Raw genomic sequence first — 20,869 nt, forward strand, 5'->3', positions numbered from 1 at the left:
ACCGGCCCGCACCACACCATCCCACCCCTCAGGAGCAGACAGCATGGACTGGCTCGACAGCATCATCAAGACCTTCTTCGACTTCGACGCGATGTGGCAGGTGTTCCCGCAGCTGCTCGGCACCGGGCTCGTCAACACCCTCGTCATCTCGATCGCCGCCACGGTGATCGGCGTCGTCCTCGGCATGATCATCGCCATCATGGGCATCTCGCCCTCACGCTGGCTCAGGGTGCCCGCGCGGATCTACACCGACGTGTTCCGCGGCCTGCCGGCGATCCTCACCATCCTCCTCATCGGCCAAGGCTTCGCCCGCTTCAGCCAGCAGCTGTTCGGCCCCTCGCCCTATCCGCTGGGCATCCTCGCGCTCAGCCTCATCGCCTCCGCCTACATCGGCGAGATCTTCCGCGCCGGCATCCAGAGCGTCGACCGCGGCCAGCTCGAGGCCTGCCGGGCACTCGGCATGAGCTACGGCAAGGCGATGCGACTCGTCGTGGTGCCGCAGGGCATCCGCCGGGTCCTCCCCGCGCTCGTGAACCAGTTCATCGCCATCGTGAAGGACTCGAGCCTCGTCTACTTCCTCGGGCTCCTCGTCAGTGAGCGCGAGCTGTTCCGGGTCGGTCAGGACGCCGCCGTCCTGACCGGCAACCTCTCGCCACTCGTCATGGCGGGCCTCTTCTACCTCGTCATCACCGTGCCCCTCACCCACCTCGTCAACTTCTTCGACAACCGCTTCCGCACCGGTCGCCGCAAGGCCACCCCGCCGAAGAGCGGCCTCGACGAGCTCGACGAGGTGCAGCCACCCCTGCCAGCCACCACCGGGAGCAACACATGACCTACACCTCTCCCCTGCCCGTCACCGACGGACACTTCTACCGCGGCTCGAGTCTGGAGCTCCGCGACGTCTCGATGGCGTACGGCGACATCGAGGTCATCCGCGAGGTGAGCATCGACGTCGAGCCCGGCACCACGACCTGCATCATCGGGCCGTCGGGCTCGGGCAAGTCGACGCTGCTGCGCGGGGTGAACCGGCTGCACGAGCCAACCTCCGGCGACGTCCTCCTCGCCGGTGAGAGCGCCCTGAAGATGAAACCGGAACGGCTCCGGACGCGGGTCGGCCTCGTCTTCCAGCACTTCAACCTCTTCCCCGACCACACCGCGCTCGAGAACGTGGCCCTCGCGCTCCGCAATGTGAAGGGCATGTCGAAGAGCGAGTCGCTCCGGGTCGCGGCAGCGCGGCTCGACGACGTCGGACTCGGTGAGCGGTCGGACCACCGGCCGCGCGACCTCTCGGGCGGCCAGCAGCAGCGCGTCGCGATCGCCCGCGCACTCGCGATGGAACCCGAGGTCATGCTGTTCGACGAGGCCACGAGCGCCCTCGACCCCGAACTCGTGAAGGGCGTCCTCAACCTCATGGCCGGTCTCGCGCAGCGCGGCATGACGATGCTCGTCGTGACCCACGAGATGGGCTTCGCCCGCAAGGTCGCCGACCAGGTCGTGTTCATGGACGAGGGCCGCGTGGTCGAGGCGGGGACCCCGACGCAGCTGTTCGACGCCCCGCAGAGCCCCCGCCTGCAGCGCTTCCTCTCCGAGGTCCTCTGATGGCGGCGCGCGTCTCCGGCACGATCAGGACGGGCGTCATCGGCTTCGGCACCTCCGGCGCGGTGTTCCACGCGCCGTTCCTCGCCGCGGATCCCGACTACTCGCTCGACTTCGTCGTGACCTCCGACCCGGATCGACGGGCCGAGGCGCTCGGCCGGTACCCGGGTGTCCAGGTGGTGTCGACCGCCGAGGAGCTCTTCGCCCGAGCCGACGAACTCGACCTCGTGGTCATCGGCTCGCCGTCCGGCACGCACGCCGCGCTCGCGACAGCCGCCCTGGACGCCGGCCTGCACGTCGTGGTCGACAAACCCTTCGCCGTCACCGCGGCCGAGGGCCGGGCGGTCATCGATCATGCTGTGGCCGCCGACCGCCTCGTCACGGTCTTCCAGAACCGCCGCTGGGACGGTGACTTCCTGACCGTGCGGCGGCTGCTCGACGAGGGCATGCTCGGGCACGTCCATCGCTTCGAGTCACGCTTCGAGTGGTGGAAGCCCGATCCGCCCGCATCGTGGAAGACGGCCGCGACCGCCGCGGAGGGCGGCGGCATCCTCTACGACCTCGGCACGCACGTGATCGATCAGGCCATCCAGCTGTTCGGCGCGGTCGAGGACGTCCAGGCGGAACTCGGTGTCGTCCGGCCCGGAGCGGTCGCGGACGACGACGCTTTCGTGGCACTCCGTCACCGTTCGGGGGTCCGGTCGCACCTGTGGATGGGGTCGCTCGTCGCCCAGGCCGGCCCACGGTTCCGCATCCTCGGCTCCTCCGGTGCCTACACCTCGTGGGGACTCGACAGCCAGGAGCCCGCACTGAAGGCCGGTGCCGATCCGCGTGACGAGGGGTTCGGTCGGCGTGACCCGTCCGGCTGGGGCTCGATCGGAATCGACGGCGCCACGGAGCCCGTCCCGATGGCCGACGGCGACTACGCCGCCTTCACCCGCCTCCTGGCGACCGCCCTCCACGACGGCGGTCCTCCACCGGTCGATCCGGCCGACGCGATCGCCGTCCTCGAGATCATCGAGGCCGTCCACGCGGCCGCAGCACCTCACGAACGCACCACTCCAGAACAGAAAGAGCAGACAGCATGAGCAGCACCACCCAGACCAGCCGACGCGTCGTCGTGATCGGCGGGGGCATCCTCGGAACGTCCAGCGCCGTCGCCCTCGCCCGCCGAGGTGCCGACGTGACCCTCGTGACAGACCGCTCGCTCGCCAGCGGCGCCTCGGGACGATCGCTCGCCTGGCTGAACTCCGCAGCCCAGCGGTCGAGCGAGTACCACGCGCTCCGTGTCCTCGGGATCGACCGCTGGCGGACCTTCGCCGCGCAGATCCCGAGCGCGGACTTCCTCCGCTTCGACGGCGGACTGATGTGGGCACCGGAGGGCGAGTCCTACGCGGAGACCTTCGCCTACGAGCGCGGCATCGGCTACGACGCCCGGTGGCTGGCTCCGGAGGAGGTGGCCTCGGTCACGCCGGGTGTCGATCCGGCCGCTGTGGCTGCGGAGGGTGCGATCTTCAACCCGGGTGAGGGCTGGGTCGAGCTGCCGTCCGTCATCGAGGTGCTGTCCCGCGAGTTCGTCGCCCGCGGCGGACGGATCGTGACGGACGCCGGCGCCGAGATCGCCTCGTCCGGCGGACGTGCCGTGGGCGCGGTGCTCGCGAACGGCGACCGCATCGAGGCCGACGCCGTCCTGTTGGCCACGGGTCCCGACGTCCCGACCCAGCTCGCCGCACTCGGCATCACGATCGGCGATCAGAGCCCGGCCGCGTTCGTCGCGTTCACGAAGCCCGTCGCAGCCGAGCTCGTCGCTGTCCTCAACACGCCGAAGGTGGCCGTCCGTCGCACCAGGGAGGGCGGCTTCGCGCTGGACTCCGCGTGGTCGGAGGAGGAGATCGAGGTCCGCGACGACGGTTCGCTGCACATCTCGGACTCGACTGTGGAGCGGCTGTTGGCCGAGGGATCGCGGGTGCTCGCCGGAAACCCGAGCCTCGAACTCGACCACATCGGGGCCGGCTACAAGCCGATCCCCGGGGACGGCGAGCCGGTCTTCGGCGCGGTCCCGCAGCTGCCGGGGCTCTTCACCGCCTTCAGCCACAGCGGTGCGACACTCGGGCTCATCGCCGGCGAACTCCTCGCGGACGAGATCGTCGACGGCGAACCGTCGCCGCTGCTCGCGACCTTCCGGCCCGAGCGGTACGCCGAGTCACCCGTCCCTGCGTAGGTCCGGCCGGTTCACAACTCAGGACGGCCCCGGCGGGTCGCATCGGCCACCCGGCGTGTCCCGCGGGACGCGCCGCACCGGTCCTGAGTTGTGAACCCCTGCCGTCCCCAACTCAGGAGTCGGCCGGTGTGTCGCAAGCGCTCCCGCTCGACGCACCGCAGCACTCCTGAGAACGGAACGGGAGGGACCACGACAGAACGCCCGCCGCACTCCTCGAGTGCGGCGGGCGTTCGGCGTTACGTGGTGCGACTAGTCGGTGCCGGAGTCGAACGCGGCGCCCTCGGAAGCGAGGTCGGTCGCGCGCTCGAGGGCGTCTGCGGTCGGGTCGAGGAGTTCGCCGCCGAGGATCTCCTGCGCCTCACCCTGCTCGAGCTTGCCGACGAGGTCGGCGGTCGCGCCGCCGACGATGCCGGCCGCTGCGTAGTGCTCGAGCCGCGAGCGCGAGTCCGCGATGTCGAGGTTGCGCATGGTGAGCTGACCGATGCGGTCGTCGGGACCGAACGCCGCATCGCCGACGCGCTCCATCGAGAGCTTGTCGGGGTGGTAGCTGAGGCCCGGGCCCGAGGTGTCGAGGATCGTGTAGTCGTCGCCGCGGCGCAGACGGATGGAGACCTCGCCGGAGACGGCGGAGCCGACCCAGCGCTGGATGGACTCGCGCAGCATGAGCGACTGCGGGTCGAGCCAGCGGCCCTCGTACATGAGGCGGCCGAGTCGGCGGCCCTCGTTGTGGTAGTTGGCGACCGTGTCCTCGTTGTGGATCGCGTTGAGCAGACGCTCGTACGCGATGTGGAGGAGCGCCATGCCGGGGGCCTCGTAGATGCCGCGGCTCTTCGCCTCGATGATGCGGTTCTCGATCTGGTCGCTCATGCCGAGGCCGTGACGACCACCGATGGCGTTGGCCTCGAGGACCAGCGCGACCGCGTCGGCGTACTCGACGCCGTTGAGCGCGACCGGGCGACCGGCCTCGAAGGTGACGGTGACGACCTCGGAGGCGATCGCGACGTCTTCACGCCAGAACGGCACGCCCATGATCGGCTCGACGAGTTCCATGCCGGAGCTGAGCTCTTCGAGGCGCTTGGCCTCGTGGGTGGCGCCCCAGATGTTGGCGTCGGTGCTGTACGCCTTCTCGGTGGAGTCGCGGTACGGGAAGTCGCGGGCGACGAGCCACTCGCTCATCTCCTTGCGGCCACCGAGCTCGTTGACGAAGTCGACGTCGAGCCACGGCTTGTAGATGCGCAGGCGCGGGTTGGCGAGCAGACCGTAGCGGTAGAACCGCTCGATGTCGTTGCCCTTGTAGGTGGAACCGTCGCCCCAGATGTCGACGCCGTCCTCCTTCATCGCGCGGACGAGCATGGTGCCCGTCACGGCGCGACCGAGCGGCGTCGTGTTGAAGTACGTCTTGCCGGCGTTGCGGATGTGGAACGCACCGCACTGGAGGGCGACGAGGCCCTCCTCGACGAGCGCCGACTTCGCGTCGACGAGGCGCGCGATCTCGGCGCCGTACTCCTTGGCGCGGTCGGGGACGGCGCCGATGTTGGGCTCGTCCGCCTGGCCGATGTCGGCGGTGTAGGTGCACGGGATGGCACCCTTCTCGCGCATCCAGGCGACGGCGACGGAGGTGTCGAGACCTCCGGAGAAGGCGATGCCGACGCGCTCGCCGACGGGGAGGCTGCTCAAGACTTTAGACACGCCTGCGATTCTACGGGTTCGCGGGGAGTGGAGCACGTCGCCGCCGGTACCGCCTCGCCCAGGCCGGGGGACGGCTGGGGCTGTGGCGATATCGACGGCGACGCTGCTGTGAACCGGACGGATCGGACCAGGTCCGCTCAGGCGCTGTTCGGGTCTCGCGCCGTGAGCTTCTCGAGTGCATCGGGATGACGATTCGTCGACTCCAGAGCGATTCTTGCAGCGTCGACCGCCCTCCCGCATGTCCCACTACTGGGGTCATCGGTAGGGGGCGACAGGCTCCGCGATACGCGGCGCTACCAGATGGTGACGCGCTCCTCGGGAGCGAGCCAGGCTGCGTCGGATTCGGTGACGCCGAACGCCTCGTAGAAGGCGTCGATGTTCCGGACGATCTGGTTGCAGCGGAACTCGTTCGGCGAGTGCGGGTCGATCGACAGCAGTCGGATGACCTCCGCGTCGCGTCCCTTCTGCTGCCAGGCCTGCGCCCAGGAGAGGAAGAACCGCTCCGCGCCGGTGAGGCCGTCGATGACCGGTGGCTCCGCGCCCTCGAGCGACAGCAGGTAAGCCTTCCAGGCGATGCCGAGCCCGCCGAGGTCGCCGATGTTCTCGCCGATCGTCAGGGCGCCGTTCACGTGGTGGTCGGGCACCTGGGCCGGAGCCAGCGCGTTGTACTGCTCGATGAGCGACGCGGTGCGCTCCTCGAACGCCGCGCGGTCGGCCTCGGTCCACCAGTCGGTGAGTCGGCCGTCGCCGTCGAACTTCGATCCCTGGTCGTCGAAGCCGTGCCCGATCTCGTGACCGATCACAGCGCCGATGGCCCCGTAGTTCGCGGCGGCGTCGCGGCCGGCGTCGAAGAACGGGTACTGGAGGATGGCGGCCGGGAACACGATCTCGTTGAAACCGGGGTTGTAGTAGGCGTTGATCGTCTGCGGCGTCATGAACCACTCGTCGCGGTCGAGCGGCTTGCCGATCTTGCCCAGTTCGCGGTCCATCTCGAAGCGGCTGGCTCGACGGACGTTGCCGAGCAGGTCGTCGGCTTCGAGCTCGAGCGCCGAGTAGTCGCGCCACTTGACGGGGAAACCGATCTTGGGCGTGAACTTGTCGAGCTTCTCGAGCGCCCGCGTGCGGGTCTCGGGGCTCATCCACTCGAGGTTCTCGATGCTGTCGCGGTACGCCTCGACGAGGAAGCCGACGAGGACGTCCATCTCGTCCTTCGACGTGGCGCCGAAGTGCCGGTCGACGTAGATGCGGCCGACGGCCTCGCCGAGCATGCCCTCGACGAGCGAGACGCCGCGCTTCCAGCGCTCGCGCTGCTGCGGCGTGCCGGTGAGGGTCTTGCCGTAGAAGTCGAAGTTGGCGCGACCGAACTCCTCGGAGAGGTACGGTGCGGCACCGTGGACGACCTTCCAGGCCAGCCAGTCCTTCCAGGACTCGAGCTGCTCGTCGACGAGGAGCTCCCCGAGGCCCTCGAGGAAGCTCGGCTCGCGCACGACGATCTCGGCGAACACCGCGTCGGCGGCGCCGATCGCATCGCGCCAGACGGCGAGGTCCGGGCCGTCGAGGTCGGCGCCTGCGGCGAGCGCCGCCGCTTCGTCCCACGAGTACAAGTTGTAGGTTTTCTCGCTGTCGCGGGTGGCGACGTTGTCCCAGTGCTTGGACGCGATCGCCGTCTCGAGGGCGAACACGCGGTCGGCGCGTGCGGCAGCGTCGTCGATGCCGGCGAGCTCGAACATCGTCTGGAGGTGTGCGCGGTAGGCCTCGCGGACGTCGGCGAAGGTGTCTTCACGGAAGTAGGACTCGTCGGGCAGCGTGATGCCGCCCTGTTCGGCGAAGACGAGGTAGCGCTCGGGGTTGCCCGGGTCGTTGTCGACGAAGAGCTGCAGGAAGCCGCCGACGCCCTCCGCCTCGAACTCGCCGGACAGGCGGAGGAAGGACTCGATGGAGTCGACCGCTGCGACGCGGGCGAGCTGGTCGGCGAGCGGGGTCGCTCCGAGGGCGTTGGCCCGGTCGACGTCCATGAAGCTGGCGTACAGGGCGCCGATCTTCACGCCCTCCTCGCCGTCGGGGTTCGTCTGCGACTCCTCGATGATGTCGCGGACGGCGTTCTCGGCGTCTTCCGCCAGCTGATGGAACGATCCCCAGCGGGCCTTGTCGTCGGGGATCTCGGTGCGGTCCATCCACTTGCCGTTCACGTGGCGGAAGAGGTCGTCCTGCGGCCGCACGGCCGGGTCGAGTTCGGAGCGGTCGATGCCGGAGGCGAGCTGCGCGTCAGTCATGCGGATCAGCCTAGCGACGGCACCTGACCACGGCTCGGGTGTTCTCTCAGAGCGGGCGTGCCGCTCTGGACCGAGTCCTGTGGAGGAGCGTCGCGAGCGCTTCGGGGAACGAGGGACTACCGTTGACCCACCCGGCCGGAAGGAGCCCGCGTGGACTGGTTGGCCGACTTCCCGCCCGGCGTCCTGCTCCTCGTCGTCTTCCTGGTCGTCGCGGTCGAAAGCCTCGGCGTGCCGTTGCCGGGAGAGACGGTGCTCATCGGGGCGACCCTCCTCGCCGCGTCGAGCGGCCTGAACCCGGTGTTCGTCGCCGCTGCGGCCGCCGGTGGTGCGATCCTCGGCGACTCGATCGGGTACTGGATCGGCAAGCGGTACGGCCGGCGGCTCCTGTCGGTGCTGAACCGCAGATTCCCGAAGCACGTGGGGCCGAAGCGACTGGGCGCCGCGGTGCACCTCATGCGGCGGTGGGGGCCGTGGGCGGTGTTCGTCGGACGGTTCATCGCCGTCCTCCGCATCTTCTCCGGACCGCTCGCGGGCATGTTCCGCATGACGTACCCGCACTTCCTCGTCGCCAACGCGGCGGGCGGCATCGCCTGGGCCTCGCTCGTGGTGACGGTCGTCACCGTCCTGGGGAGTGCCGCGACCGAGTTCCTGCACCGCTTCTCCTGGGCGGCGCTCGCGTTGGCCGGTGCCGCGGCCGTCGTGATCGCGGTGGTCGTCGTGTTCCGGATCCGTCGTCGGGCTGCCCAGCCGGCCGCCGATCGCGCGCCCGTGTCGATGACCGAGGCTGAGCTCGACGAACTGCTGTCGCCATCCGGGTCGGTCCCGGCCACGACCGACGCCGACGCCCGAATGGACGCGCCGCCCACCCCTGCCAGCTCTGCCCCCGTCCGCACCGATCTGCGCGCCGCGATCGCCGTCGTCCTGACGCCGCTGCGCTGGGCACTGCGGACGACCCCCGCGACCACCGCCTTCGTCACCGTCTTCGTCGCCCTCGGCGTCGTGACCGGTGGCCTGTGGCGCCCGATCGACCAGGCCGCCTGGTACCCGGCGTTCGCGTACGGGGTGCCGAGCCTTGAAGCCGGGCGCTGGTGGACGGTCCTGACGGGCATGTTCATCACCGCCGACCCGCTCGCCTGCCTCATCGCGATCGTCGGCGCGGCCGTGTTCGGCGGGTGGGTCGAGGCCCGATTCGGCACGCTGCGGGCGTCGGCGATCTTCGTGGCCGGCCATCTCCTCGGTGTCTTCGGGGCCCTCGGTGCGGCCCTGGCGTTGGCTCGGCTCGACTGGCCGTGGGCGCAGTCCCTCGTGACGACGCTCGACGTCGGTCCGAGCTGCGGCATCCTCGCCTGCGTCGCGACCGCGACCGCGTTCATGCGTTCCCCCTACCGGCTGCGCTGGCGGCTGCTGCTCCTGTCGTGGGTGTCGATCGCGCTCCTCTACGTCGGGAAGATCGACGACCTCGAGCACTTCATCACGACGGTCGTCTTCGTGATCGTGGCCCGCCTCCTCCTCGGCGAGCACCGGTCGACCCCGCGACCCACCATGCGCGACTGGCGGCTGTTCGCCGTCTCCGGACTGCTCGTGATCGGTGCGGTGCAGCTGCTCGTCACCCTCGTGCCGCTCGACGGGCCGCTCGGTTCGACCACCCTGACGCAGGGCTCGATCCTCGACGTCGGGGTCGACACCATCGCGATCCTGGTGATCGCGAACTGGCTCCGCCGTGGTCATCGCTGGGCCTGGTGGGCGGCGATGGTGCTCACCGTCGGCAACCTCCTGGTCACGCTCGCCCTCATCGCCCTCGCCTGGCTGGCCCAGGTGCCGGTCGTGGCGTCGACCATCTGGATCTCCGCGAGCGTCCTGTGGGTGGGACAGGCGGTGGTCCTCGTGCTGTCGCGCCACGCGTTCCGGGTCGCGGCGAACCAGACCAGGCGACGCCTGCCCGGGGCGATCGGTCCGGGTGCGCGGCGAGCGCGCGCCAAGGCGGCGCAGCTGCTGCGCGAACACGGCGGCGGACCGCTGGCGGCCTCGGCACTCCGACCCGAGAACCGGGTGTTCATCACGGCCGACGGTGGACACGCGGTCGCCTACCAGCAGCATGCCGGCGTCGCGCTTGCCCTCGGCGAGCCGATCGGCGACCCCGGCGGTGCAGTCGCCGCGGTGTCGGCGTTCGCGACGGCGGCCGAGCAGGAGGGGCTCACACCGGCGGTCTTCGCCACCCGCGACGCGCGCATCGTGCCCGAGGGGTGGCGGGTGTCGCCGCTCGGTCGAGACCTCGTGCTCGACCTCAGCGGGGCTGATGCATCAGAACCCGCTGGTCCGGACGATGCGACGGGAGCCATCGGCGCGGATCCGACGACCTCGATCCTCCTGGCCGCTCGCGAACTGCCGTGGGAGCTCCGTAGCCAGATCCGCGCGCTGTCGTCGGTGTGGGTGTCCGACCGGCACGTGCCCGAACTCGGTCTCACGGTGGGTTCGAGCATCGACGCCCCCGATGGCGACGACCGGGAGCCGACCGCGGTCCGGGTCTCCGTCGTGACGGACGCCGCAGGCGCCGTGCTCGCGGCGGTGTCCTGGTTGCCGATCCCCGGGACCGACGGCACCGTGCACGGGTGGGCGCTCGACGCGGTCCGTCGTGCTCTACCGGACGACGACGTCGGCACGGCTGCGGGTGCGAGTGCGGGTACAGCGTCGGAGGAACACACCAGCCGAGCCGTCGAGCGGGCCCTGACCGATGCCTGCCGACGATTCGCGTCCGAAGGCGCAGCCATGGTCTCGTTCGCTGCTTCCGGGCTGGCACAGGACGGCACCGAGCCCGACGGCGTCGCCGTGCGCACGATGGCCGGCATCGCCCACCGGGTCGACCCGCTCGTCGGCTTCGCGGAGATCGCCGACGTCGCCGAGCGCCTGGGCGCCACCGCCGTGCCGCTGTTCCTCGCCTGCCGCGAGGACGCCGACCAACCGCGGGTCGCCTACGCCGCCGCGGCCGGCTTCCTCACGGGCATCCGTCTCCGCGACCTCCCTGGCCTGAGCGGGTCGCTGCTCGCGCGGTAGGCCGTCGACTCGTCCCGCCTCGGACGGCGACGCGGCGTGTCACCACCCGCGGCTAGGCTCGGCGGGTGACCATGGGACCGGACAGGCGACGACTGCGACCCGTCGACCGCGACATCCTCCGGCTCGCGGTCCCGGCGCTCGGGGCGCTGATGGCGGAGCCGCTGTTCCTGCTCGCCGACTCCGCGATGATCGGCCACCTCGGCGTCGTGCCGCTCGCCGGCCTCGGGGTCGCGAGCGCGGTCCTGCAGACGGTCATCGGACTCATGGTGTTCCTCGCCTACGCGACAACGCCCGCGGTCGCCCGGCGTCTCGGACACGGCGACGAACGCGGCGCGGTATCGCTCGGGGTGGATGGGCTCTGGTTGTCGCTCGGGCTCGGTGTCGTGATCGGTGCGGCCGGATGGTTCCTCTCGCCCACGCTCGTCGGGCTGTTCGGCGCGACGGACGCCGTCGCCCAGCAGGCCGACACCTACCTCGGCATCTCGATGCTCGGCATCCCCGCCATGCTGCTCGTCTTCGGTGCGACCGGGCTCCTCCGCGGCCTGCAGGACACCACCACGCCCCTCGTGGTCGCCGGTGCCGGGTTCGCCGCGAACATCGGCCTCAACTTCCTCTTCATCTACGGCCTCGGACTCGGCATCGCGGGATCCGCCATCGGCACCGTCATCGCGCAGTGGGGCATGGTCGTGGCCTACCTCGTCGTCGTCCTGCGCCATGTGCGGCGGACGGGAGCGAGTCTCCGCCCGCACCGCGCCGGCCTCGGTGGTGCGGCCCGTTCCGGCGGATGGTTGTTCCTCCGCACGGTCAGCCTCCGCGCCGCGATGCTCATCGCCGTGTTCGTCGCGACCGACCTCGGCACCGACGAACTCGCCGGGTTCCAGCTCGTCATGACCCTCTTCGCCACCCTCGCCTTCGCGCTCGACGCCCTCGCGATCGCCGCGCAGGCGCTCGTCGGCAAGGGGCTCGGGGCCGGCGACGTCGCAGGTGTGCGTGCCGTCCTCGTCCGCTGCCTGCAGTGGGGCGTCGGCTCGGGGATCGTGCTCGGCCTGGTCATCGCGCTCGCGAGCCCGGTCATCGGCCTGCTCTTCACGAGCGACCCCGACCTCGCGGCGCTCATCGTGCCCGCGATCATCGTGCTCGCCGTCACCACCCCGCTCGGCGGTGTCGTCTTCGTCCTCGACGGCGTCCTCATCGGCGCCGGAGACGCGAAGTACCTCGCGATCACCGGGCTGCTCAACACGCTCGTCTTCCTGCCGTTCGCGCTCGCGGTCCTCGCCTGGGCACCCGGCGGGCAGACCGGGCTCACCTGGTTGGCGCTCACCTTCTTCGTCGGCTATCTCGGCGCGCGCGCGACCACCCTCGGGCTCCGCGCCCGCACGACGGCGTGGATGCGCACCGGGGCCTGACGGACAACTGGGGAGTTGTCCCCATTGAGGCGGCCTCCTCGGTCCCCCATCCTGGACCTGAGCATCCGTCAACGCTCACGATTCCAGGGGGAACCACCATGTCACTTCGCTCCGCTCACCACCGTCTCCGCGTCTCCGCGGTGACCGCCGTCGCCGTCATCGGGCTCTTCGGGCTCGCCGCCTGCAGTAGTGGCGACGCACCGACCGACTCCGAGCCCTCGACGAGCGCCACGACCGCGCCCGAGGCCACGGAGGACGCTGCCCAGGAGGAGCCGGCATCGGGCGCGACGAAGTGCACCGAAGAGCAGGTCAACACGCTCAGCGCAGCCAGCGGCGTCGCGGTCCCGGCGGCCGCTGTCGCCGCGGCGAAGGCCACCTTCGCTCCGGCCGCGGTCCTCGGCGACCTGCCGACCGTGTGCATCCTCAGCTATGAAGCGGGTGACGCCTCGGGCAGCTACGCCGTCCTCTCCGGCGGCGCTGCCTCCCTCACCGCAGCGGCCGCGAACGCGACGGCCGGTGGCGCGAGCGTGACCGAAGCCGCCGGCACGTTCACCGGATCGCTCGACGGGCTGACGATCATCGGGATCCCGTTCACCCAGCTCACCCAGGAGACCGCCGGGTTCGAGAACGTCGAGGACCTCGTCGTCGTCGTCTCCACCGCGGCACTCGGCTAGGCCGCCGCAGCGTCACGGCAGCGCCCATCCGCCCTCGTCGGGCGGGTGGGCGTTCGTGCGTGTCGGCAGACCGAGCCGGAGCGGCGGGGCATAGACCGCTCGCGCATCAACCGATCGGTGGATAGGAGGATCAGCCCCTCCACCGCTACCGGTGCGCGTCCCAGCGGACGAGCATGGACACCATGAGCACACGACCGATCATCGAGGTCCGCGAGCTGCGCAAGCAGTACGGCGATTTCACCGCCGTCGACGGGGTCTCCTTCGACATCCACCCGGGTGAGACCTTCGCCCTCCTCGGCCCGAACGGCGCCGGGAAGAGCACCACGATCGAGATCCTCGAGGGCTACCGGCACCGGACGGGCGGCGAGGCGAGCGTCCTCGGTGTCGACCCGGCGAAGGGCGGTCTCGACTGGAAGGCCCGCCTCGGCATCGTCCTCCAGTCGAGTGCCGAGGCCGCCAACGTCACGGTCCGGGAGCAGCTCACACAGTTCGCCCGGTACTACGCGGACCCGCGGGATGTGGACGAGGTCATCGAGGCGGTCGGGCTCACGAGCAAGGCGGGCACGCGCATCGGCAAGCTCTCGGGCGGCCAGCGTCGGCGGGTGGACGTCGCGCTCGGGGTGGTCGGCCGCCCAGCCCTCCTGTTCCTCGACGAGCCGACGACCGGGTTCGACCCCGAGGCGCGTCGGCAGTTCTGGGAGCTCATCCGCTCGCTCAAACGCGACGGCACGACGATCCTCCTCACCACCCACTACCTCGACGAGGCCGCCCAACTCGCCGACCGTGTCGCCGTCATCGCGGCGGGTCGACTCGTGGAGATCGGCGCGGTCGACGAGATCGGCGGCGCCGAGGCCCGGATCCCCGTGGTGCGCTGGCGCGACGAGCACGGCCTCCACGAGGAACGGACCGAGGTGCCGGCCGCACGGGTCGCCGATCTCACGGCGACACTGGGGGGCGAGCCGCGCGACCTGGAGGTCATCCGTCCGAGCCTCGAGGACATCTACCTCGGGCTCGTCCACGCGGCCGACGCCGCTGCGTCGTCAGCCACCCCATCAGCAGCACCGTCACCGGCCACGACGGTCACCACGACAGGAGTCGGCGCATGACCACCATCGACCGCACCACCAACGCGCTCGTCCCGTCACTCCCCCACGGACGCACCCTCCGACTCGGTGCGAGCCGGATCGGCTATGAGACCCGCATCTACTTCCGCTCCGGCGACCAGGTGTTCTTCACCTTCCTCTTCCCCGTCGTGATGCTCGCGATCTTCTCGACGGCGTTCAGCGCGATGGGGAACGTTGGCGAGGCACCCGACGGCACCGGCGGGGTCAGCCAGGCTGCCTTCTACCTGCCCGGCATGATCGCCGCAGGCATCCTCCTCTCGGGCGTCCAGAACCTCGCGACCGACATCGCGACGGAGAAGAGCGACGGCACGCTCAAGCGCCTCGGCGGCAGCCCGCTCCCGGTGATCTCCTACTTCCTCGGGAAGATGGGGCAGGTCCTCGTCACCTCGGTGCTCCAGATCGCGCTGCTGCTCCTCGTCGCGCGGTTCCTGTTCGACGTCACCCTGCCGACCGAGCCCGAGCGGTGGCTCACCTTCGCCTGGGTCTACCTGCTCGGCATCGCGACGTCGGCCGTCCTCGGCATCGCCCTGTCGGCACTCCCCCGTACGGGCAAGAGCGCGACGGCCGTCATCATCCCGATCGTGCTCGTGCTGCAGTTCATCTCCGGCGTCTACCTCTCGTTCACGATGCTCCCCGAGTGGCTGCAGAACGTCGCGAGTGTCTTCCCGCTCAAGTGGATCGCGCAGGGCATGCGCTCCGTCTTCCTGCCGGAGGGGTTCGCCTCGCAGGAGCCGTCCGGTGGCTGGGACCTCCCGACGGTCGCGCTCGTCCTCGTCGTCTGGGCGATCGTCGGCCTCGTCCTCACCCGCCTCACCTTCCGCTGGGTCCGCCGCTCCTAGCCCGCGAACTGTCAGTTCCGGTGGGTGTACGCCGCCGGAACTGGCAGGAAGTGACAGTTCGCGAGCAGGGATGGGAGGGTTGGGACATGGACGGACGACGGTGGTGGGATGTCGCGTTCGGCGCGGGGTGCGTGATCGTCGGTGCGCTCGTGAGCGTCAGCGCGGCCGGGGCACCGGAGCGGGCCGTCGGCGTCTGGATCGTGCTGGCGGCGCTCTGCCTCGTCTACTACACGGCCGGGCGACGCACCCTCGAGCGTCCGCAGGGCGGGCTTTGGTTCGCGATCACCCTCATCGCCCTCACCGCAGTCGGGACGGCGTTCTCCCCGAACGTCCTGACCCTCCAGTGCCTCGTGTTCCCACTGCTGTGGGTGCTGACGCCGAACACCCGGAACGCGATCATCCTCAACATCGCGAGCGCCGCGGCCCTCGCCGTCGGCTTCATCGTCGGACAAGGTGCCGCCCCGGAGGCGATCCTGCAGGGGCTCGCGATCCAGAGCGTCTCGCTCGTCTTCGCGCTGTCCCTCGGTCTCTGGATCACCCGGATCGCCGAGCTCGGCGACGAGAAGGCACGACTCCTCGTGAGTCTGCAGACCGCTCAGGCGGAATCGGAACGGGCGAGCCGGGAGGCCGGGGCGGCCGCCGAACGCGAACGCATGGCTCGCGACATCCACGACACCATCGCGCAGAGCCTCACGAGTGTGGTGCTGCTCGCGCAACGCGCCCGCTCCGAGGTCGGTGAGACCGTCGCGGGCACGCCGGACGCCTCCCCGCTGGACGGTCGACCGATCGCCGCCCTCGACAGCATCGACCTCATCGAGAGCACGGCACGCGACGCCCTGCGCGAGGCGAGATCCCTCGTGGCCACGCTGGCCGCGATGCCGGCCGTCGACACCACCCTCGGTGACAGCCTGCGGCGCCTGGGCGAGCGGTTCAGCCGTGAGACGGGCGTGGTCGTCGAGGTCGACGCCCCGTCAGAACGGTTCGAGCGAGCACCCGAGGTCGTGCTGCTCCGGAGTGCCCAGGAGGGTCTCGCGAACATCCGGAAGCACGCCGCCGCCGACCGCGTCGAGCTGGTACTCACCGTCGACGACGGCTGGGCCGAACTGCGGATCTCCGACGACGGGGTCGGCATCGCGGACCCGGAAGGCGCGCTGCTCGGGACCAGTCCGGGCGCGGGCTTCGGGCTGCACGGCATGCACGACCGGGTGACGCTGCTCGGCGGAACGGTGGAACTCACGAGTGCCGCCGGAGCGGGGACGACGGTGCTGGTGCGAGTGCCGGTGACGATCGAAGCGGGCCCTTCGACAGGCTCAGGGACCACGAACGGCCTCCCGGTCGGCAGCCCTTCGACAGGCTCAAGAACCGTGGAGGACGGACGATGACACGGATCAGGATCGTGGTCGCGGACGACCACCCCATCGTGCGATCGGGCATCGTCGCGCTGCTCGGGCGCGCGGACGACCTCGAGGTCGTGGCCGAGGTGGCGGACGGCGCTGCGGCGGTCGCGGCGGCCGAGGAGCACCGGCCCGACCTGGTGCTCATGGACCTGCGCATGCCGGTCCTCGGCGGTGCGGAGGCGACGGCGCGCATCGTGCAGCGCGTGCCAGGCGTCCGGGTGCTCGTGCTGACGACCTACGAGACCGACGACGACATCCTCGGCGCGATCGAGGCCGGAGCCGGCGGCTACCTGTTGAAGGCGGCGCCTGAGCAGGAGATCCTGGCCGGCATCCGTTCGGTGGTCGCCGGTCAGACGGTGCTCGCGCCGACGATCGCGGCGACGCTCGTCGGCCGCATGCAGGGTGGGACCCCAGCCCGCCCGCAGCTCAGCGCTCGCGAGCTCGAGGTCCTGGCGCTCGTCGCCGCCGGCAACAGCAACCGGGCGATCGCGGCGGCACTGTTCATCTCGGAGTCGACGGTGAAGACGCACCTGCTGCACGTCTTCGAGAAGCTCGAGGTGGCCGACCGGACCCGGGCCGTCACCCGTGCACAGGAGCTGCGGCTGCTCTGAGCCGACGCACGAGACTGCGGGTCCGTTCAGTCACCTCGGGGCACAGGACGCCGCACGTGCGTGCGCAGACCCACCACGTCGAGGACGAACTCGCAGAACATCGCGTTCGCCCAGGAGAACCAGGGGCGGGTGAACGTGTCGGGGTCGTCCTTGTGGAACGACTCGTGCATGACCCCCGTGCCGGCGTCGGTCCGCAGCAGCGTGTCGAGCAGGCGGGCGCGATCCTGCTCGTCCTGCGAGGTGAGGCCCTCGATGGACAGGGCGATCGGCCAGATGTGGTCGTCGGGCGTGTGTGGGCTCCCGATCCCACGGGCGGCGGACCCGACGAAGTAGCTCGGGTCGTCTCCGCTCAAGAGGAACCGTCGCGTGGCCAGGTACCGGGCGTCGTCGGGCGCGCACCAGCCGAGGAACGGCAGCGAGAGCAGGCTCGGCACGTTGGCGTCGTCCATCAGGAGCGCGTTGCCGAATCCGTCGACCTCGTAGGCGTAGACGTCGCCGTACTGATCGGTCGTCACGACACCGTGGGCGTCGATGGCGGTCTCGAGCTCGCGTCGGAGCGCACCGGCTTCCGCAGCGAGTGCCGCGTCGGCGAGCACCTCGGCAGCGATCGATTCGACCCCGGCGAGCGTCACCGCGGCGAAGAGGTTGCCGGGAACGTTGTAGCCGTACCGCCCTGCGTCGTCGCTCGGCCGGAACCCCGACCACGAGAGCCCGGTCCACGCCGTCTCCGGCCCGAGTCCGTCGCGGACGAGCGTGTCGGAGATCGGCGCGTCGAACCGCTGGAACCGGTACGGCGAGCGCTCCTCGTGGTGCTGTTCGACCCGCCAGACCTCCATCGCCGCGACGACGGCGGAGCGGTACCGCGCATCCAGGTGGTCGCGGCGCCCCGTCGCCAGCCAGATGTCGTGTGCGAGCTGGAGCGGGTAGCAGAGCGAGTCGATCTCGTACTTGCGTTCCCACACCCAGGGCGACGCATCGGTGCGGTCGTCGCGGTGGCCGTGTCCGTTCGGCTCGGCGTTGAACGCGTTCGCGTAGGGGTCGAGTGCGATCGCATCCAGCTGCCGGCGGTTGACGGCGACGAGCAGCTCGGCCAGCTCGGGGTGGTCGGCTGCGAAGTGGAGATACGGAGCGAGTTGGGCGCTCGAGTCGCGCAACCACATCGCGGGGATGTCGCCGGTGAGCATGAACACGGTGCCGTCCGGCATGGGCGTCATCGTGCTGCGCAGGGTGTCGGCGAAGCAGCGCTCGAACATCTCGGCCACCCGTTCGTCACTGCGCTCCCGCACAGCCGTGGTCACCTCGGTGATGAGTTCGTCGATCCAAGCGGTCATGGGGCTCCACCGTCAGACGTCGCCGCGTGGTTTCGGGGCGTCCGGCTGTTCCGCCGCGTAGGCGGACTGGCCGGTGGCTCCGGGCTCCCCTGCGGGGATCGGGACGAGGTACGCCGCGGTGCCGTAGGCGGTCAGTTGCGTCCACGCACCGCCGATGTCGGTGGTCTCGAGACGCATCGCGAGGACCGCGTTCGCGCCGCGCTGTTCCGCGTCGGCCACCAGGCGTCGCATGACCTCCTGGCGGGACTCGAACAGCAGCTGGGTCATCCCCGGGACCTCGCCGCCGCCGAGCGCCGAGAAGCCGATCGACATCGAGGAGCCCCAGTCGCGAGCCCGCACGGTGAGCCCGACGACCTCGCCGAGGACGGCGTCGATGCGGTGTCCGGCGACGGTGTCCGTCGTCACGACGATCATGCGGTGGCCGCCGTTCCGGCCAGACGCGACAGCGCGGCGAGGGAGAGCGCTGCGATGCCGGTGTCGAGGGTGGGGTGGATGAGCGGAGCGAACTTCGAGGAGTGGTTGCCGGGGAGGTCTTGTTCCATGCGCCCCGAGGCGTAGGCCGCCGCGAAGGCCTGTGGGTCGGCACCCCCGAGGATCCAGTAGACGATGGGAGCGTCGGCGGCCGTCGCGAGCATGCCGACGTCCTCACTCCCCGTGACGAGACCGGGGTCGACGACGCGGTTGGCACCGAACGCGTCGGCGAACACCGCCGTCACCGCACTGGTCGCCGCGGGATCGTTCACGAGCACCGGGAAGGCCTCGGTGTGTTCGATCACCGGTTCCCGCTCGGCGCCCGATGCTGCGGCCTCGGCCCGGATGATGCGCTCCATGGAGCCGACGACGCGGTCGCGCACGTGTGGTTCGTAGCTGCGGATGTTGACGCCGATCTGCGCGGTGTCGGGGATGATGTTGTTCTTGGTGCCGGCGTGCATCGTGCCGACGGTGAGCACCGCGGTGTCGGTTCCGGCGACCTCGCGGGACACGATGCTCTGGAGTCGGACGACCGCCGACGCCGCCATCACGATCGGGTCGATCGTCGACTGCGGGCGGGATCCGTGCCCGCCGCGGCCGTGGAAGGTGACGCGGTAGGCGTCGGTCGCGGCGAACGACGGACCGGCGTGCGTGCCGACGACACCGGCCGGCAGCGGACCGACGTGCTGGCCGAACACGATGTCGGGCTTCGGGACGCGTGCGTAGAGGTCGTCGTCGACCATCGCCTGCGCACCGCCGCCGGCTTCCTCGGCCGGCTGGAACAGGACGACGAGTGTCCCGGACCAGGTGTCGCGCCGTGCGGCGAGCAGTTCGGCGGCTCCCAGCAGACAGGTGACGTGGACGTCGTGGCCGCAGGCGTGCATGACCGGGACGTCGTTGCCCTCCGGGTCGACCCCGCGCGCGACGCTCGCGTAGTCGAGGCCTGTCTCCTCCAGGACGGGCAGGCCGTCCATGTCGGCCCGCAGGAGGACCGTCGGTCCTTCGCCGTTCTCCAGTACGCCGACGACACCGGTGCCGCCGATCCCCGTCGCGACCCCGTACCCGAGGCCGGTGATGCGATCCGCGACCAGGGCGGCCGTCCGGTGCTCCGCGAAGGAGAGCTCCGGATTGGCGTGCAGATCCTGGTACACCGGTGCGAGCGACACGGCGAGCGACGCCGCCTCCTGCTGGACGAGTGCTGCGGTGGCGATGGGCTGGTCGGTCATGGGTCTCCTTCGAGCGTCTCCTCCACCCTACGGGGCATGCCGTCCGTACCGTCGGCCGGGCGCCGGCTCGGGCGATCAGCCGCGATCGCCGGCGCGTCGCTTCCGGACACCGACGACCGCGAACACGACGGCGACGGCCAGCGCGATCGCGGCGACGCCGAACGGTCCGATCGTGCCGAGCAGCGCACCGAAACCGGCTCGCCGTCCGGTGCTCCGTCCGGCGACCTCGTCCCAGATCGGGGTGAAGCAGAGCACGGCGACGAGCACGCCGATCCCTGCGCCGGCGAACCACCCGAACGGCGAACTCCCCCACTCCTCGACGGACCATTGCGATGGGGTCTCCGGTTCGCCCGGCTGAACCGGTTCCTGCTCCGGCTGCTGGCCAGGCTGCTGCCCGCCGCTCATCGCTTCCAGACCGTTCCGCCAGCGCCAATGTCGGAACCGCCGACGGAGACGCCGGTCACCTCGAGGCCGTCGGTCGAGGACAGCGGCACACAGACCGTGATCGTCTCGCCGCCGACGAGGTCCTCCGCAGCCGTCGTCGGATCGTCCGGTGTCCCGGTGCACTCCGTGAGACCGATGAACGACGTCTCGAGGAAGCTCCCATCCGACAACTCGGCGAAGACGTTGTTCCAGGGCAACGCGAGCACCTCGGCGGTGGCGTCCCCCTCGTACGCGAACTCGATGGAGGCGAAGTAGACGTCGTCGTCACCACCCATCTGCGCGGTCACCTCGGCGGGTGCCTTGTCGAGCGAGGCGACCGTGACGGCGAAGTCCTGATCGTCGTTCCCCGCGATCTTGGCGGGCAGGGTCACGGTGGCCGTCTCGCCGACCGAGACGGAACCGCTGGAGCAGCCGGCGAGGGCCGCGGCGAAGACGAGCGCAGCGCCTCCTCCAGCCAGGCGCGGGAGCCGGCTCATCGATCGTGTGCGGTGCGTCATGTGGTTCGTCCTTCTCGTG

General features: G+C 70.6%; 18 protein-coding genes. 11 read left to right on the plus strand and 7 right to left on the minus strand.

The features are described 5' to 3' along the window. The first annotated feature begins 43 nt into the window (after positions 1-43). The 4 genes from ACQ3HE_RS10850 to ACQ3HE_RS10865 are packed head-to-tail and all read left to right on the plus strand — an operon-like array spanning position 44 to position 3,817. Positions 44-832, plus strand: a complete 789-nt coding sequence (locus tag ACQ3HE_RS10850) for an amino acid ABC transporter permease (RefSeq protein ID WP_430892741.1) — start codon at positions 44-46, stop codon at positions 830-832. Next, positions 829-1,599 (plus strand): amino acid ABC transporter ATP-binding protein, encoded by a 771-nt coding sequence (locus tag ACQ3HE_RS10855; RefSeq protein ID WP_124767959.1) that lies wholly within the window; start codon positions 829-831, stop codon positions 1,597-1,599. The genes ACQ3HE_RS10850 and ACQ3HE_RS10855 overlap by 4 nt, the downstream gene beginning before the upstream one ends. Further along, positions 1,599-2,684 (plus strand): Gfo/Idh/MocA family protein, encoded by a 1,086-nt coding sequence (locus ACQ3HE_RS10860; protein WP_430892743.1) that lies wholly within the window; start codon positions 1,599-1,601, stop codon positions 2,682-2,684. Before ACQ3HE_RS10855 ends, ACQ3HE_RS10860 begins: the two co-directional genes overlap by 1 nt. Further along, complete coding sequence (locus ACQ3HE_RS10865; RefSeq protein ID WP_430892745.1) at positions 2,681-3,817, plus strand: NAD(P)/FAD-dependent oxidoreductase; 1,137 nt, start codon at positions 2,681-2,683, stop codon at positions 3,815-3,817. Before ACQ3HE_RS10860 ends, ACQ3HE_RS10865 begins: the two co-directional genes overlap by 4 nt. 249 nt (positions 3,818-4,066) lie before the next feature. Here the strand turns inward: ACQ3HE_RS10865 and argG are convergent, their stop codons facing one another. Further along, entirely contained in the window at positions 4,067-5,506 is a 1,440-nt protein-coding gene (gene argG, locus ACQ3HE_RS10870; RefSeq protein WP_430892747.1) for an argininosuccinate synthase, read from the minus strand. A gap of 293 nt (positions 5,507-5,799) precedes the next feature. Further along, complete coding sequence (locus ACQ3HE_RS10875) at positions 5,800-7,779, minus strand: M13 family metallopeptidase (protein WP_430892748.1); 1,980 nt, start codon at positions 7,777-7,779, stop codon at positions 5,800-5,802. A 150-nt stretch (positions 7,780-7,929) separates the two neighbouring features. Here ACQ3HE_RS10875 and ACQ3HE_RS10880 point away from each other — a divergent pair, with 150 nt between their 5' ends. From ACQ3HE_RS10880 to ACQ3HE_RS10910, 7 genes are all read left to right on the plus strand, one after another. Continuing rightward, complete coding sequence (locus ACQ3HE_RS10880) at positions 7,930-10,830, plus strand: VTT domain-containing protein (protein WP_430892750.1); 2,901 nt, start codon at positions 7,930-7,932, stop codon at positions 10,828-10,830. Positions 10,831-10,901: 71 nt separating this feature from the next. Then, positions 10,902-12,236: an MATE family efflux transporter gene (locus ACQ3HE_RS10885; RefSeq protein WP_430893084.1), complete on the plus strand. Its 1,335-nt coding sequence runs from the start codon at positions 10,902-10,904 to the stop codon at positions 12,234-12,236. A gap of 98 nt (positions 12,237-12,334) precedes the next feature. Further along, a complete protein-coding gene (locus ACQ3HE_RS10890; protein ID WP_430892752.1) occupies positions 12,335-12,910 on the plus strand; it encodes a hypothetical protein in 576 nt (191 codons plus the stop codon). Between the two features lie 182 nt (positions 12,911-13,092). Further along, the gene (locus tag ACQ3HE_RS10895) at positions 13,093-14,016 is read left to right on the plus strand and encodes an ABC transporter ATP-binding protein (RefSeq protein ID WP_426738897.1); all 924 of its coding nucleotides are present in this window, start codon (positions 13,093-13,095) and stop codon (positions 14,014-14,016) included. Continuing rightward, positions 14,013-14,873, plus strand: coding sequence for an ABC transporter permease (locus tag ACQ3HE_RS10900; protein ID WP_430892754.1), 861 nt, complete (start codon positions 14,013-14,015; stop codon positions 14,871-14,873). The genes ACQ3HE_RS10895 and ACQ3HE_RS10900 overlap by 4 nt, the downstream gene beginning before the upstream one ends. An 86-nt stretch (positions 14,874-14,959) precedes the next feature. Further along, entirely contained in the window at positions 14,960-16,255 is a 1,296-nt protein-coding gene (locus tag ACQ3HE_RS10905; RefSeq protein ID WP_430892756.1) for a sensor histidine kinase, read from the plus strand. Further along, positions 16,252-16,881: a response regulator gene (locus ACQ3HE_RS10910; RefSeq protein WP_079704466.1), complete on the plus strand. Its 630-nt coding sequence runs from the start codon at positions 16,252-16,254 to the stop codon at positions 16,879-16,881. Before ACQ3HE_RS10905 ends, ACQ3HE_RS10910 begins: the two co-directional genes overlap by 4 nt. 26 nt (positions 16,882-16,907) lie before the next feature. Here the strand turns inward: ACQ3HE_RS10910 and ACQ3HE_RS10915 are convergent, their stop codons facing one another. From ACQ3HE_RS10915 to ACQ3HE_RS10935, 5 genes are all read right to left on the minus strand, one after another. Beyond that, the gene (locus ACQ3HE_RS10915; RefSeq protein WP_430892758.1) at positions 16,908-18,212 is read right to left on the minus strand and encodes a glycoside hydrolase family 125 protein; all 1,305 of its coding nucleotides are present in this window, start codon (positions 18,210-18,212) and stop codon (positions 16,908-16,910) included. Positions 18,213-18,224: 12 nt separating this feature from the next. Continuing rightward, on the minus strand, positions 18,225-18,626 hold the full coding sequence (locus ACQ3HE_RS10920) for a YbjQ family protein (protein ID WP_079704464.1): 402 nt from the start codon (positions 18,624-18,626) through the stop codon (positions 18,225-18,227). Beyond that, positions 18,623-19,909, minus strand: coding sequence for an amidohydrolase (locus ACQ3HE_RS10925; protein ID WP_430892760.1), 1,287 nt, complete (start codon positions 19,907-19,909; stop codon positions 18,623-18,625). Before ACQ3HE_RS10925 ends, ACQ3HE_RS10920 begins: the two co-directional genes overlap by 4 nt. Positions 19,910-19,984: 75 nt before the next feature. After that, a complete protein-coding gene (locus ACQ3HE_RS10930) occupies positions 19,985-20,314 on the minus strand; it encodes a hypothetical protein (protein ID WP_430892762.1) in 330 nt (109 codons plus the stop codon). Beyond that, positions 20,311-20,850 carry a hypothetical protein gene (locus ACQ3HE_RS10935; RefSeq protein ID WP_430892764.1) on the minus strand — a complete coding sequence of 180 codons (540 nt, stop codon included), beginning with the start codon at positions 20,848-20,850 and terminating at the stop codon, positions 20,311-20,313. Before ACQ3HE_RS10935 ends, ACQ3HE_RS10930 begins: the two co-directional genes overlap by 4 nt. Between the last annotated feature and the right edge of the window lie 19 nt (positions 20,851-20,869).

It is taken from the genome of Plantibacter auratus (genome assembly GCF_050587365.1).
GTDB classification, from domain to species: Bacteria; Actinomycetota; Actinomycetes; order Actinomycetales; family Microbacteriaceae; genus Plantibacter; species Plantibacter auratus.